Source organism: Candidatus Desulfovibrio trichonymphae (assembly GCF_002355955.1).
GTDB lineage: Bacteria > Desulfobacterota > Desulfovibrionia > Desulfovibrionales > Desulfovibrionaceae > Desulfovibrio > Desulfovibrio trichonymphae.
The window spans coordinates 550670-565546 of the sequence record NZ_AP017368.1; the positions used below are offsets into that span (position 1 = coordinate 550670).

15 protein-coding genes are annotated in these 14877 nt (G+C 55.1%); 3 read left to right on the plus strand and 12 right to left on the minus strand.

The window, feature by feature from the left end; genetic code table 11:
* Nucleotides 1-1137 carry an ABC transporter permease gene (locus tag RSDT_RS02645; protein ID WP_096399452.1) on the plus strand — a complete coding sequence of 379 codons (1137 nt, stop codon included), beginning with the start codon at nt 1-3 and terminating at the stop codon, nt 1135-1137.
* A 12-nt stretch (nt 1138-1149) separates the two neighbouring features.
* Nucleotides 1150-1824 (plus strand): ABC transporter ATP-binding protein, encoded by a 675-nt coding sequence (locus tag RSDT_RS02650; protein WP_096399453.1) that lies wholly within the window; start codon nt 1150-1152, stop codon nt 1822-1824.
* A 49-nt stretch (nt 1825-1873) separates the two neighbouring features.
* On the opposite strand, the gene dapA is transcribed toward RSDT_RS02650, so the two are convergent.
* Together dapA and RSDT_RS02660 are read right to left on the minus strand one after the other, a co-directional pair.
* Nucleotides 1874-2755: a 4-hydroxy-tetrahydrodipicolinate synthase gene (dapA, locus tag RSDT_RS02655; protein WP_096399454.1), complete on the minus strand. Its 882-nt coding sequence runs from the start codon at nt 2753-2755 to the stop codon at nt 1874-1876.
* A 30-nt stretch (nt 2756-2785) separates the two neighbouring features.
* Entirely contained in the window at nt 2786-3064 is a 279-nt protein-coding gene (locus RSDT_RS02660) for an HU family DNA-binding protein (RefSeq protein WP_096399455.1), read from the minus strand.
* A 173-nt stretch (nt 3065-3237) separates the two neighbouring features.
* Between RSDT_RS02660 and RSDT_RS07660 the strand changes: the two genes are divergently transcribed.
* Nucleotides 3238-3363, plus strand: coding sequence for a hypothetical protein (locus RSDT_RS07660; RefSeq protein ID WP_269457536.1), 126 nt, complete (start codon nt 3238-3240; stop codon nt 3361-3363).
* Here RSDT_RS07660 and prfB read toward each other — a convergent pair.
* From prfB to RSDT_RS02710, 10 genes are all read right to left on the minus strand, one after another.
* A protein-coding gene (gene prfB, locus RSDT_RS02665) for a peptide chain release factor 2 (protein ID WP_102135966.1) occupies nt 3337-4459 on the minus strand; the annotation gives its coding sequence in 2 pieces (ribosomal slippage) (nt 3337-4383 and nt 4385-4459; 1122 coding nt in all). The genes RSDT_RS07660 and prfB overlap by 27 nt on opposite strands.
* A 14-nt stretch (nt 4460-4473) precedes the next feature.
* Complete coding sequence (gene lnt / locus RSDT_RS02670; RefSeq protein ID WP_096399457.1) at nt 4474-6054, minus strand: apolipoprotein N-acyltransferase; 1581 nt, start codon at nt 6052-6054, stop codon at nt 4474-4476.
* Complete coding sequence (locus RSDT_RS02675; RefSeq protein WP_096400434.1) at nt 6051-6932, minus strand: hemolysin family protein; 882 nt, start codon at nt 6930-6932, stop codon at nt 6051-6053. The genes lnt and RSDT_RS02675 overlap by 4 nt, the downstream gene beginning before the upstream one ends.
* Before the next feature lie 234 nt (nt 6933-7166).
* A complete protein-coding gene (gene mnmG / locus RSDT_RS02680) occupies nt 7167-9119 on the minus strand; it encodes a tRNA uridine-5-carboxymethylaminomethyl(34) synthesis enzyme MnmG (RefSeq protein ID WP_096399458.1) in 1953 nt (650 codons plus the stop codon).
* Entirely contained in the window at nt 9112-9444 is a 333-nt protein-coding gene (locus RSDT_RS07665; RefSeq protein ID WP_269457537.1) for a M20/M25/M40 family metallo-hydrolase, read from the minus strand. Before RSDT_RS07665 ends, mnmG begins: the two co-directional genes overlap by 8 nt.
* A gap of 20 nt (nt 9445-9464) precedes the next feature.
* Nucleotides 9465-9923, minus strand: coding sequence for a M20/M25/M40 family metallo-hydrolase (locus tag RSDT_RS07670; protein WP_269457538.1), 459 nt, complete (start codon nt 9921-9923; stop codon nt 9465-9467).
* 74 nt (nt 9924-9997) lie between these two features.
* The gene (locus RSDT_RS02690; RefSeq protein WP_096399459.1) at nt 9998-10261 is read right to left on the minus strand and encodes a PxxKW family cysteine-rich protein; all 264 of its coding nucleotides are present in this window, start codon (nt 10259-10261) and stop codon (nt 9998-10000) included.
* Between the two features lie 1678 nt (nt 10262-11939).
* Nucleotides 11940-12644 (minus strand): metal-dependent hydrolase, encoded by a 705-nt coding sequence (locus tag RSDT_RS02700; RefSeq protein WP_096399460.1) that lies wholly within the window; start codon nt 12642-12644, stop codon nt 11940-11942.
* Between the two features lie 59 nt (nt 12645-12703).
* Nucleotides 12704-13267 (minus strand): UbiX family flavin prenyltransferase, encoded by a 564-nt coding sequence (locus RSDT_RS02705; RefSeq protein WP_096399461.1) that lies wholly within the window; start codon nt 13265-13267, stop codon nt 12704-12706.
* A gap of 159 nt (nt 13268-13426) precedes the next feature.
* The gene (locus RSDT_RS02710; protein ID WP_096399462.1) at nt 13427-14875 is read right to left on the minus strand and encodes an ABC transporter ATP-binding protein; all 1449 of its coding nucleotides are present in this window, start codon (nt 14873-14875) and stop codon (nt 13427-13429) included.
* Nucleotides 14876-14877 lie beyond the last annotated feature (2 nt).

A 14877-nucleotide genomic window follows, 5' to 3' on the forward strand; every position in this document is an offset into this window, starting at 1 on the left:
ATGGCCCGACACGCCATGTTTTTCAAAATAGTTGTCAGTTCGCTGATCAGGCGTCGTTCAAGAATGCTGGTTGCGTTGCTCGCGGTCGTTATCGGAGCCACGGTTTTTCTGGGCATGGGAGCCGTGTATTACGACATCCCCCGCCAGATGGGCCGGGAGTTTCGCTCTTACGGCGCCAACCTCATTTTTGTCTCTTCCGGCAGTAATTCCATCTTGAGTCTGGATGATGCGAAACAGGCCATTGAGATGCTTCCCGCTGACAAGCTGGTGGGGGCATCGCCTTTTCGCTATGAGACTATGTATTACAACATGCAGGGTCTCACCGTCGCGGGGGCGGATTTCTCTGCAGTAAAAAAAACCAGCCCATATTGGCAAATCCAGGGCGAATGGCCCCAAAAGGACGATGAAATCCTCATCGGTACTGATATCGCCGAGCATACACGCCAATACGCGGGTTCGTTTATTACTGTGGAAATCCTGCCGCCCAGAGGGGGTAAGTTTGTGAAAGAACTGAAAATCAGCGGAGTTGTGCGCACCGGGGGGGCGGAAGATGGTTTTGTGTTCATGCCCATGGCCGGCTTGGAAGTCCTTATGGGCACAAGCGGCACGGCCAATGTGGTGGAGATCAGCATTGTCGCCGCAGGAGAGGAAATTTTCCGGCTTGCCGAGGAAATTCAGGCAAAAGTGCCGGGCATCACCCCCCGTCTTGTCAAGCGCATTGCCGATTCGGAAACGACAGTGCTCTCCAAGCTTCAAGTGCTTGTCTGTCTGGTGACAGGCGTTGTGTTGTTCCTGACCATGATTTGCGTGGGGACAACAATGATGACGGTGGTTATGGAAAGAAGCAGGGAAATCGGTTTAAAAAAGGCAATCGGCGCGGGAAACAGGGCCATTATTGCCGAATTCATGGGCGAAGGCATTACCCTGGCCTTGGGCGGCTGGCTGCTGGGCACCGGCTCAGGTTATTTTTTCGCTCAAGTGGTCAGCATGAGCGTCTTCTCCCGCGAAGTGGCCCTGCCCTTCTTTCTTGTTCTGCTTACCTTGGGCGCGTCGCTTGCGGTAACCGTATCCGCCTCTTTGATCCCTGTCGCCATGGCGACAGATGTCGAGCCGGCTGTTGTTTTGAGGGGCGAATAAAAGGACGACGCAATGAATATTCTTGAATTGAATGATGTTTCCATGAGTTACGGTTCTGTCAAGGCACTGCAGCATATCAGTTTGGCCGTGCGGCCGGGGGAATGGATCTCTATTATGGGTGCTTCAGGATCCGGCAAAACAACGATGATGAACATCGGGGGCTGCATGAACAAGGCTACGCACGGCTCCGTGATTTTGGACGGAGAAAATATTTCACGGCTCAACGCCAGGGATCTGACAGTTATTCGCAGAGATAAAATAGGTTTGATATTCCAGCAGTTTCATTTAATTTCTTATCTTACGGCCCTGGAAAATGTCATGATCGCCCAGTATTACCACAGTATGGTTGATGAGAAGGAAGCCACACAGGCGCTTGAGCGCGTAGGTCTTGCAAGCAGAGCAAAACACCTGCCCCGTCAGCTCTCCGGCGGCGAACAACAGCGTCTGTGCATAGCCCGCGCTCTGATCAATTATCCCAAGCTGATTCTGGCCGACGAACCAACAGGCAACCTTGATGAAATAAATCAGAATACGGTCATGGACATCTTTCATCAATTACATAAGGAAGGCAGCACCATTATCGTTGTTACACATTCGCCGGAAGTGGCGGCACATGGGCAGCGTGTTGTCAGCCTTGAATTTGGCCGCCTGGTGGGAGACGCTTCAACGCGGCAGGTCCGGGCGTAACAGATTCAGTCGCATGACGCTCAAATATCATGGCGTGAGGTCAGGGCGTTCAGTCCAGCATTCCCTGCGCGTGCAGCACGTCAATCAGCTTGTTTTTATTGGCTTCGTCCATCGGGCAGAGCGGCAGGCGCATTTCATCCGATATCAAACCCATGAGCGCGAGCGCTGTTTTTGCAGGTATGGGGTTTGTTTCCGCAAACATGACGTCGTGCAGGGCAAAGAGCGAGAGGTGCAGACGCGCGGCTTTTTGCAGGTCGCCCGCGGCCAAGGCGTTACACATTTCGGCCACGAGGCCGGGCGTCACATTGGAGGTGACGGAGATAATCCCCTTGCCGCCCAAAGCCATGAGGGGCAGAGCCGTGAGGTCGTCGCCGGAAAGCACGATGAATTTTTTTGGACAGGCTGCCAGCAGGCGGCTGCACTGAGGTATGTCGCCCGTGGCTTCCTTGATGCCCACAATATTGGGAAAATCTCTTGCAAGGCGGCTCACGGTCGGGGGCAGCAGGTTGCAGCCCGTGCGTCCGGGCACATTATAGGGCACGAGCGGCAGGTCCACGGCTTCGGCAATGGCCTTGTAGTGCCGGTACAGGCCTTCCTGTGTGGGTTTATTGTAGTAGGGCGTGATGAGGAGTGCGCCGTCCGCCCCGGCTTTTTGCGCAAAGCAGGTCAGGCGCACCGCTTCGCTTGTGTTGTTGGAACCGGCTCCGGCCAGCACCGGCACGCGTCCTTTGACCTGATCAATACAAATTTCAATAACCCGCTCGTGTTCTTCGTGGGAAAGAGTGGCGGATTCTCCCGTTGTGCCGCAAGGCACGAGGCCGTGTATGCCTTCGCTGATCTGGCGTTCAATCAGGACGCGAAAGGCATCTTCGTCCACAACATTGTGTCTGAACGGGGTGACAAGTGCTGTCAATGCGCCGGAAAAACGCATGGCCGTCTCCTGAGTGCCGGGGAGTGGGAGTTATTTCTGGTTGATCAATTCTTTCAATTCCTTGCCGGCACGGAAAAAGGTCAGTCGTTTGGGAACAACGGAGATTTTTTCTCCTGTTTTCGGATTACGTCCGGAATAACCGCCGTATTTCTTGATTTTAAAGCTGCCGAAACCGCGGATTTCAACACGGTCTCCGGCGAGCAGGGAAGATTTCATGGATTCTATAAAGGTATTCACCACCATTGTGGCGTCATCAAGGGGAATGTTGGTCTCGTCGACCAGAGCCTTGATAAGTTCGCTTTTATTCATCACGCCTCCATAGTTATTGAATAAAGATATACGTCGTTACATTATCCCTGTTCAATAGTCATGTAAAGCGGTTGTTCGGTTACTCAGGCAGCTCCTGCAAATTTTTCTGCCGGCGAGCCGGTCTGCCGTGCCGAGCGTACGCATTTTCAAGGCGTCCGAGGCCTGTATCGTCCATGTTCCGCTGCAAGGTGCGTCATTTCGCCGGCTATGCCTGCGGAAAAATGGCCGACATCGGGTCGACGCAGCCGTTGTGCCGCGGTGTGGAAGGGCGTTCAGCGCTGCTGCTCATGGCGGTATAAAAGATAATCGTGCTGAAAACGGTCAATCTGCCCGTCAAGCACCGCGTCCACATCGCCCGCTTCACAGCCGGTGCGGTGATCTTTGACAAGACGATAAGGCTGCAAGGTGTATGTGCGTATCTGGCTGCCGAAGGCGATGGCGTCTTTGCCTGCATATTTCGCCTGGCGTTCCGCCTCGCGTTTTTGCACTGCAAGATTATACAAACGGGCCTTCAGCACGCGCAGTGCCGTCTCTTTATTGTGGTGCTGCGATTTTTCGTTTTGGCATTGAGCTGAAATGCCTGTGGGCAAATGTGTCACGCGTACGGCTGAACTGGTGGTGTTGACGCTTTGCCCGCCGGGGCCGCTGGAACGGAAAATATCTATGCGCAGGTCGGCTTCTTTTATGTCCAGTTCAATTTCACTGCCGGCGTCAGGGATGACATCCACAGAAGCAAAGGAAGTATGCCGGCGGCCTGAAGCATTAAAGGGCGAAATGCGTATCAGCCTGTGAATGCCGCGTTCGCTTTTCAAAAAACCGAAAGCGTGCGGTCCGGCGATGCGCAGGGTCACGCTTTTGATACCGGCTTCATCACCGGGCAACATGTCCAATTCTTCCACAGCGTATTTATGGCGTGCGGCCCAGCGTGTGTACAAACGCAGGAGTATTTCAGCCCAGTCCTGGGATTCCGTACCGCCCGCGCCCGGATGAATTTCCAGAATGGCGTCCCTGTTGTCCTCTTCTGCGGAAAGAAGCATGACAAGCTCGGTTTTATCAAGCAGATCCACCAGCTCTTTCTGCTGTTGCGCAAGAGTTTCCAAGACTTCCTCATCCTCGCTGCTTTCGCTTTCCAGTGCCAGGGTAAGCCAGTCTTGCATATCGTCACAGCATTTCTTGAGACGGGTTAACCGTTCTATTGCGTCATTTAAGGCGCTTTTTTCCCGCAGCAGCGGCGTCAGGTTTTCCGGTTTGTCCCACGCGCCGGGGTGGGCCAACTCTGTTTCTATGGCAGAGAGGCGCTGCAGTGAAGCGGCAACGTCAAAGACGCCTCCAGAGGTTGTCAAAACGTTGCGACAAGGGCTGACAGGCGGCGCGCAGATCACTCAAATGCAACATGGTGTGTTTTTGGATTAAAAGGTGTGGGCCACTCTTGCCGAACGGCCGAAAACGAGAAGGGTGCAAAAAAGCAGCAAGGCCGAGGGAAAAATCCAAGGCTTGAAGGTGTGGTAAGGGCTTTGCACGGCGACAAGGCGCGCTCGTGCAAAGAGTGCGCCGGCAGTAAACTGTTCGCCGCGCAACGTCAAACGGCCACGTGTGTCTACTACAGCGGAAATGCCTGTGTTGGTGCCGCGCAAAATCCAGCGGTTCTGCTCTATGGCCCGCAGGGCAGTCAGATACAAATGCTGCAGGGCTGCAGGAGTGCGACCGAACCAGGCGTCGTTGCTGATGTCGGCAAAAATGTTGGCGCCGTCTTTCACACGGGCATCAGCCAGCCAAGGGAATATACCTTCATAACAGATAAGCATGCCGAGGGCAAGAGCGCCGTGGCGCAACGGCGCGCTGGACGAGCCCTGCTCATATACACCAACACCCTGCAGAAGCTTTTGCAAAAAATCAAAATGGAGCCAGGCCGGCAGGTGTTCTCCGAAAGGCACCAGATGTTCCTTGTCATACCAGCCTATGGTATCTCCCTCAGGCGAGAGAAGAAAAGCTCGGTTGAACACAAGGAGTTCCCCGTTGCCGCGCTGCCCGGCGCCAGGTGCGCCGAAAAGCAGGGGACAGCCGCTTGCGCGCGCCAGCTCACGTACGCGTGAGGCGTGGGCAAGGCTTTTTTCAAAAAAGAAAGGCAGGGCTGTTTCCGGCCAAACAATAAGAGGTTTTTCTTCGGGGCAGGCCGTCAGGGCATTGTTGGTCAGGTTGAGATACGCGTCAACAGTGGCACGCTGAAATGCGGGAACCCATTTTTGATTCTGGTCGATATTGCCTTCCACAAAAAGCGTTGCAAAACTTTCAGGTCCGGTTGGATTCGGGAGAAAGGGGGTCTCGTTGAGTCTGTATGTCCCATAGGAGAGCACGGCCAGCGCGCCGGCAAGACCCAGGGCCAGACAGCGTTTGTCCGCGCGGCAAAACAGGCAAAGCAGCGCAATAAAAACCCATAGTCCGCCAAGGGCGTACGCGCCCAAGATGTCTGCTCCCTGAACAAGCACTGGACAGACGGCCAGCGCGCCGGCCAAGGGAAGCCAGGGAAAGCCCAGCAGGTGCGCGGCGAAAAATTCAAGCAGGTACCAGACGAACGCCAGCAGCGCCGCAAGACAGAAGGGAGGCCTTTCACGCAGCACGTATGCCGCAAGCGAGAAAACGCCGTTCGCCGCAGAAAGACAGGCCGCAATAAATACGGCACAGGGCAATGCCAGAATCCAGGGGAGATTGCCTATGTTATGGACGGGCAAGGCAAGCCAGTACAGCGCCGCAGTGCTGCCGGCAAGGCCGAGCAGCCAGCCGGCGCGCAACGCGGCGGAGGGCGTCTGCGCGTTCATGCCGAGCAGGGCAAGCGCCACAGGCCACAGCAGGGCAAGCGGCGGCAGATTTATGAGGTCATTGGGAAAACCCAGCCATACGGCAAGCGCGCCGACAAGCCCCACAAAAAACACTGGACCGCGCCATAGCGCGGCAATCGTTTGCGCTGCGCTTCCCGCGCTTGCGGCGTTCATGACTCACTATCGTCCGGTACCGGCTTCGCGCCTGATTTCGGTCTGTCTGTTTTTGCGGCGTCGGCTGTCCGTTCAGCGCGCAAAAGGCGTATCAATTTTTTATCCGCTTCTAGCACGGTAAAAAGCCAATCGTGCAGGGCAAAACATTCGCCTGCGGCCGGCACATGCCCTGCTTCCATGCTCAGATAGCCGCCGATGGTGTCAACATCGTCAGAACTCAGGGCAATGCCGAGCTCTTCCAGATCCTTCAGAAGAGCGCGGCCGGTGAGCTCATACGCATTGTCGTCCAGAAGTCGGATGTCTTCCTCATGTGGGGTGTCATGTTCGTCCTCAATGTCGCCTACAATTTCTTCCAGCACATCTTCAATTGTGATAATGCCGGAGGTTCCGCCATACTCGTCGAGCGCAATGGCAATATGCTGTTTGCGGGCGCGGAATTCCTGCAGCAGTGTGCGGATGGACTTTGTTTCCGGCACAAAAAACGGTTCGCGCATCACCGCAGAGACCGGCGTCCGAGTTTTTTCCGGGGCAATGAGGTTGTGCAGCAAATCCTTGGCGTGCAGAATGCCGACTATATTGTCGCGGGTGTCCCTGTAGACGGGAATGCGCGAGTGGCCGGATTCCACAACAACACGCGCCACATCGGGCAGCAGCATGTCGTGCGGCACGCAGTCAATGTCTGTGCGGGGTATCATGGTATCATGCACATGAAGGTCGTCAAAGCGCAAAATTCCAAGGAGCATGGATTCCTCATCCGGCTCCACACAGCCTACCGCTCTTGCTTCAACAATAGCTTTTTTCAGGGATTCGTCGTCATGCCCGAATAATCTGCCGAGGCGCGACCAGAGGGTACTGTGACAGTCTGAACCTCCGTCCAAAATAACCTCCTGCTGTGAATCCCCACGGGAGTTGCCGGTGATAGATAACATGTAAGACTTGCGTCAGGTGTCGCTGTATTTTGTCAATGCACATCACCCACTGTGTTATCAGGCTACGCTTCTGGACGGGAAACTGCGGAACCGGAGTATTTCAGAACAAAAATAACGGCTCTGCTCTGCCCTACTTATGGCCAGAAAAATCAGGATGTATTGATTTGTGCCCATCATAGCGCGTCACCGAGGTAAAAAAGAAATCGTTTTCTGAGAGTGTTGTCTTTGGTGCGGACGCAACAACCCTAGTTTGTGCAAATATATCTCCAAACAATTCAAAGCAGCAGGCGTCACCCCGGAAATACGGCTGGCCTGTCCCAGACTGCGTGGACGTACCCGGCTCAACTTTTCTTCCACTTCGCGGGACAGTCCTGTTATTTTGGCATAATCTAAATCCAAGGGCAAGATTGTTGATTCCAGTTTCGCCGTGCGGGCAATTATGCGTCGTTGGCGTTCCAGATAACCCGCGTATCTGATGTCGGTCTGCACACGCTCCCGCACAGCCGCATTACATTGCGCCATTTCCGCAGCCAGTTTGTCGCCCGTCTCCCGCAGCAGTGTATGTGCCGGGTCGTTGAGCAGATCAAGCATCCGGTCCATGTCCATGTCGGGACGACGTAGAATTTCCGCGAGGTTGCGGTTGTGCCGTAAGGCCGCAATGCGCTCGTCCGCATTCTTATCGGCGGGAATGCGCATTTGCACAAGACTTTGTTTGAGTCGTGCACAGGCTTTTTCCTTGTTGCAAAAAAGTTGCCAGTGCGCGTCGTCCACAAGGCCCAGACAGCGACCGAGCGCGGTCAGGCGCTCGTCAGCGTTATCTTCGCGCAGCAAAAGACGGTTTTCAGCGCGTGAGGTGAACATGCGGTACGGCTCAAGCGTGCCGAGCGTGACAAGATCATCTGTCAACACCGCCATATACGCGCTGTCTCTGCCGGGCAGAAAATACGGCAGACTCCGTATGGCGCAGGAAATATTCAATGCGGCCCACAGCCCTTGGGCCGCCGCTTCTTCATAGCCGGAAGTGCCGTTGATCTGTCCGGCAAGCCAGAGACCCGGCACGGTCTTGCTTTCCAGCGTGGGGGCAAGCTGCACGGGATTTGCGTAATCGTACTCAATGGCATAGCCGGGCCGCACCATAACAGCCCGCTCAAGGCCCTCAATGCTGTGCAGCATGGCCTGTTGAACGTCGAGAGGCAGGCTTGTCGAGATGCCGTTGGCATATATTTCCCCGCTTTCAAGACCTTCCGGTTCCAAGAATATCTGATGGCGCTCCCGGTCGGGAAAACGGGAGACCTTGTCTTCGATGGAAGGGCAGTAGCGCGCCCCTGTGCCCTTGATCACGCCGGTGAAAAGGGGCGAACGGTCAAAAGCGTCACGGATGATCTGATGGGTACGCGTGTTTGTCCAGGCAATATGGCAGGGAATCTGCGGAAGTTCCGGCCCGTTGCCGTGAAAGCTGAAACCGGGCGGCGGCGTGTCGCCAGGTTGAACCGTCAGACGGGAAAAATCAATGGAAGAGCGTAAAAGACGCGGTGTGGTGCCGGTCTTCAGACGACCCAGCGTCAGGCCCAACGAGCGCAAAGAGTCGGAAAGGCCAAGTGACGGCGCATCGCCCAGACGTCCGCCGGGCAGGTTACTCAGGCCGATATGGATGCGTCCGTCCAAAAAGGTGCCGGTAGTCAGTAATGCATGACGAGCGGCGAAAAAGAGACCTTGCGCCGTGTGTACGCCGTAAATCCGGCTGGAGTCGCAAGCGAGGGCGGTGACAGTGTCTTGCCAGATGCGCAAGCCGGGTGTTGCAAAAAGCGTTTTTTTCACAGCACGCTGATAGGCCTCGCGGTCAATTTGGGCGCGCGTAGCGCGCACGGCCGGGCCTTTGCTCATGTTCAGCCGGCGAAACTGTATGCCCGCCGCGTCGGCCCACAGGCCCATCATTCCGCCAAGGGCGTCAATTTCACGCGTCAGGTGGCCCTTGGCAAGGCCTCCGACGGCTGGATTGCAGGAGAGATAGCCCAGCCGATCCACATTGCCGGTGATCAGAAGAATGCTGTGTTCAAGCCGCGCCAGAGCGACAGCGGCTTCACAGCCGGCATGGCCGCCGCCGACGATGATGCAGTCAAAGGCGGCGTTAGGCATGGTAAGCGTGCATTAGAATATGGGCGAAAACTTGCGCGTCTTTAATGGTCGCGCTGATCATGCTGTATTCGTCCGGTTGGTGACAGGTGTTTGCAAGGCAGCTCCAGACGGCTGCAGGAAAGCCCCTGTGCCACAACAGCGCGGCCACTGTGGTTCCGCCTATGCCGATAGGGCGGGTGCAAACGTCGTATACGTGCGGAACGGCTTTACGCAGGGCTTCAACAACAGGCTCTTGCGGAGAGACGGTTGAAGCGGCCTGCTCCCGCACCACGTTTACCACAATGTCCACATTGTGCCGCCCGGCAATTTCTCTGGTGGAGGGCACGCGTTTTCGCCAGGACAGCTTCAGGGGAGACGTCCAACAGCAGCCGGCAGTCCGCATAAAAGATGACCCAAGCCGTAGTCGCTGCCGCATTCTTCGTCGGCCATGAAGACAAGGCCAAGGGTGAGACGGGGCCTCATGCGTAGGGCGTGCAGTTCTTCAACCAGAATCAGCATGCCCGCAAGGGCATGCTGATTGTCTTCCACGCCGCGACCGTAAAGTCTGTCCTCCGCCTGCCGTACTGTCCAGGGATCAGAACTCCAGGCAGTGGAGTCGCCGGGGGGAACAACATCTGTATGGCCGAAAATCCAGAGCGTTCGTGCAGACTTGCCCGGCACACGGGCCACGAGATTCTGCCGGATCCCGCCAGTGCGTTGCATGTCCCGAACGCCGCAGGCCGTGAGCGCGGTCTGCAATTCCACAACGCGCACCCGACGACCTGTCAGGGCGACCGAGAGTCTTGTCAGATCATCATTGTCCATACGCCCGTCTGTTTCTCCATAGCCTTGCTGCGTCAGTCGTTGTGCGCGTTGGGCGGAAGGAGGTTTGATGAAGGTTAACGTCCTTTTGCGGCGCGCTTGGATGCCTTCAGTGGGTTCACCTTGGCGGCGGCGGTTGTCTGGGTTTTGACGTGTGTGGCAAAGTTGCAGCGACCGCCGGTCCATTTACTTGTGGGGTCCGGGTAACTTGAACAGAATTCCTGCTCGTCGAACTGACGCACGCGACCACAGCCGGCGCACTGCTCCACAACAGGAGAAAGCAGAAAACCGTTCATAACAATGCCATCAGGAGTTTTGGCGGCATTTTCCAGCAGACTCATACAAACCTCCATACGCCGAGAAGCGCATTTGTTGCCGTATCAGGCTATGAGTAAATTTGTGTTGTCTGCCGCGTGACCGGCGGCAGAGATCAGGTTGAGCAGTATATTTCGCTTCCTGTTGGTGTCAAGTAAAACATCCCAAAAAATTTTACGGAAAGTCTAAAGCCATCTAATACAAGAAGCCGACAAGCCTCGAAGATGTAGTTTTGCACACTCTTTTCTGTCGGCGGCGTTTTGTGTCTATCTGTCGTCTACGGCGTTGATTTCTATCCATTGCCGCCGCCGCAACACAACCGTGAAGCGCCCGAGCCGATATGGGCTCGGCATTTTTTCAGCGCATTGATAACAGGAAACTGAAGCGCCAGATATGACTTTGGTGATCGACGGTTTGAGCCACTGTTGGGCTGGTGAAGGCGGTATCCTGGGTATTCACGATAACGCAGCAAGCTATCGAAACAGCTTTACCGCGTGGGGGAAGTTTCCTTGAAACACAACGCCATCGTGAATTAAATCCTTGCCGGCAATATGCACATCATCAATTATCCTGCGCACCAAAACCGCGACTGCATAAACAAAAATTTTAATCTATAACCACGTAGGGCTTGCGCCATGCGGGTTTTTACTCTTACCAGATTTTTACTTTGGATAGCTTGCGCCACATACACAGAACAGCCATCACCTAAGCGTATAATGGAAAGTAAATAAAAATTTTTGATAATTTTGTTAAATTTGTTCTTGAAAATAAAGAATGGCTATTCAGTGGATTGGTGCACTAGCTATTAGTAAGATTTTTTTTAACAAGAAAAAAATTAGATCAGTTAAATAATATTACTAAAGTTCATCAAATTATGTTGTTCAAAATTTTATAGTAAATAATATTGCTATAGATGAAAAAAGAGTACGTGAGATATTTGATGAACAATCTTGTATTGCTCGCAAAAATTTTACAGCTGTTATGTGGTGAGCTTCCAAGCTTTTCAAATGTTCTTCAAAATTTTCAAGAAGCTCAATAAGTTGCCGGCGGTATTTCTCCGGATTTCCCGGCTTTGTATGCTTTGGCATTATAACAGACTCACAGTATCGTGCAAAAATGCCGACAGTCGTTGTTTCAATACTGCTGTATCCTTCATTTCACACTGCCAAATTATCAAACAACGGTAGCCCAATTGCACCAAGTCGGCAAGATTCTGACCGTCACGCTCTTTGTTGCCGTTGATTTTTGTACGCCAAAAATCCGTTCTGGTTGTTGGGATTGTCGCTCGCCTGCACCCTTCATGCCCGTGCCAAAAATAGCCGTGTACAAAGATTATGGCTATAAGCGGTAATACGATGTCCAGACTACGCGCACCCGTTTTTCAGGCTTGATGTTTTTGTCTTTGATGCGGGCCATATTGCGGCTGCGTGTTTCCCTGTTGATTTTGTCCATGCGGTAAAAATAATCCGCTTATGGTCGATTGCCAACAGCTTTTTGAGGCGAGGAAAATAGAGCGCGAACTGTCAAGAGCTTCCCGAATCAGTTAACCCCGCCAATTTCAGCAAGTTGAGCGTCCAAATCCTGTGGATCTGTTGCCGAAAGGAGAAAAAGTACTTGGAAGCGTGATAACGGTTTTGAAAGAATAGAATTTTTATCTCGTCGTGCGGGGCATGCTGATTCCCAATATACCCACTGCCCTATCTCTTAAGCCGGGAGCTTTCCGTTAAAACAAACGCGTTTGCCGGGTTTCATCTCCGTACATCGGCAGTCAAGATGCAGGGCGTCAAGCGCGGTTCTGAAATCCGCCGCGCTTTGCGCGAGCACAGGGAAGGTGCCCCAGTGCATGGGCACAACCGTTTTGCATTGCAAAAGCCTGCATGCCAGCGCCGCCTGCCGCGCGTCCATGGTGAAAACGCCGCCGATGGGCAACAGCGCCACATCAATGGCGTACAGGTTGCCCCAGAGTTTCATGCCACTGAAAATACAGGTGTCGCCCGCGTGGTAGACGGTCAGCCCGTCGGGCATGGTGATGATGTAGCCGCACGGCGCGCCCGATGCGCTTGAGTGGTATGCCTGCGTCATGGTGACGCTGACGCCCTTGTGTTCAACTGTGCCCCCTATATTGAAGCCGATGCCGTTCAGGAGCAGATGTTCTGGTATGCCGGCGGCTTGCGTCAGCTTGTCGGCCGTGCCGACAATGGTGCCCAGCAGGGCGCCGGTGTTGCGGCACACGGCAACGGCATCGCCCACGTGGTCGGCGTGGTCGTGGGTGACAAGCACGATGTCCGCAGGCCCAACTGTTTCCGCGGTCACGCCGGAAACGGGCGTGAAAAAAGGATCCACCAGCACGGCTGCTGCTGGAGAACTGATTTTGAATGCTGAATGACCGTACCAGGTGATGTCGCTCATGGCAGTCTTCCTTGTTTTGCTTCTGTGCAGTCCGCTCCTGATCCGGATATCGCGGCGGATCAGAGCCAGCGCGTCAGATTGTGCGTCAGTCCGAGCTGGTCAAAAATTCTGCCGCTTGTTTGCAGCAGCATGTCTTCCAGTGATTGCGGGCGCAGGTAAAAGCCCGGAGAAAAAGGCATAATCACGGCACCGCCCCTGCACAAGACAAGCATGTTGCGCAAATGTACGGCCGAGAGCGGACTTTCGCGGGTGACAAGCACAAGACGCAAACCTTCCTTCATGACAACATCTCCCGCGCGGTGCACAAGATTGCGCGTGACGCCGCTTGCCAGTGCGCCCAGCGTCGCCATGGAACAGGGCACAACCAGCATGGCGGCGTTTTCTCCGTGCCACCATGATCCGCTGGCCGGTCCGGCGGCCAGATCGTCCGCGTCGTAGACGCTGTCCGCATACGTTGTGAGCATTTCCGCCCCTGCGCAGCACTCCGCTTTCAGTACCGCTACAGCGCTACGCGAGACGACACAGTGGGTCTGCACATCGGGCATAGCGGCAAGGCCGCGCAGTACGCACGCGGCTAACGGCATGCCGCTCGCGCCGCTGACGCCCACCAGAATTTTGCGCATTGTCAGCCTCCCCACAGCTGTTCTTTATTGGTTCATATTCCCAAAAAACAGGAGGGAGGCAAATCCTCAATAACAGCAACCTTTGCCTTGCAGTCGCCCGGAACAAGGACGCGTACTTCGTCAAATTTCATGATAAGCCCGTGTTTCCGATAAAAATGGTTATTTTTTTCGGCAGACTGCTGTCAGCAAGATTTTCAAACGGCTCAGCGCAGTCCGCGCTTCAGCCGAAAGCTGCAATTCGTCGTCCGGTTGGGCAGTTATTGCCATTGCCGCTTTTTCTTCACACGGCTCCCTTGCCGGCTGTGTGCCCGGCAAAATCAGGATTTTGTCCGCCGGATACCCAGGCAAACATTCACGCACGGTCTGACAGGTCTGCTCGCTGTCGCAGCACACAAGCGCGGCGTCTGCGCAGTCGCCGATGGCAAGCGCCGATTCTCGGTCGTGCGCGACAGCGACAAAAGGCAGGCCGGTTAGCCGCACGGCGCCCCTGACTGCCGCTAGGGGCGCTCGTCCCGGCGCGGCAAAAAAGAATTCCAGATGATCCTCATGCGCCCAGCGCGCCAAAAGCGCCCCGATGCAGAGCGCGCGCAGACGCGTCAGGCCGTCGTCCCCTGCAGTAAGGCGCAGCAATTCCCGAAGATCTCGGGCTGCCTTGCGCGGTTGACGAAAAAGCGCGCATAGGGAGAAAAACGGCCCTATGCCAAAACTGCGTACCGCAAGAGGCAAAACATAGTCGTCGGCAGTGCCTTCAAGAGATCTGCCACACAGGGCGTATACGCGCGAAAGTAGACCTTCTGCATGCAGACAGCGCGCCTGCCCTGTCGAGAACCGGCCGATGTCGCCCGCGAAATGATCCGTCACAAACGCGCCGCGCATTGCAGCTTCGTCCTGCGCAAGAAAGTTTTGCGGCCGCGCGGCAGCAAGCGGTGTGAAGCCGCGCTTGCTGCAATGCAGCACGCCTTCTTCAAGCGTATACACAGTGTCGCAGTATTCCGCCATCTTGGGGTCATGAGTAACCATGATCATGCACACGCCGCAGGTGTGGCAGAGCGTGCAAAAATTTTCCATGATGTGCTGGCTTGTACGGGCGTCCAGCGCTCCTGTCGGCTCGTCCGTCAACAGAATACACGGGTTGTTGACCATCGCCCGCGCGATGGCGGTACGCTGCTGCTCACCGCCGGAAAGATGGTTGCTGCGGTAATGCACCCTGGCGGAAAGCCGCACCAGATCAAGCGCCCGTATGACGCGCGCCCAGCGTTCCTGCGGAGCAACGCCCTCATAGAGAAGGGGGAACTCAACGTTTTCAAAGACAGTGGAATGATCGAACAGATTGGACGACTGCATCACAAAGCCCATGTTGACGCGACGGAAAGCGGCAGCCTGCTCCCGGTTGAGCGATGCCACATCCGTGCCGAGAATGGCAAGTTCACCGGAATCCGGCGCGTGCAGCATGCCCAGTATATGCAACAAGGTGGATTTGCCGCAGCCGGATGGCCCCATGATGGCCACCATTTCTCCGGCGTCGGCTTCCATGTTCACGCCGCGCAGCACCGGATCAAAACCGGCGTAGCACTTGTAGATATCTTTTGCGGTGATGACAGGGGTCATAT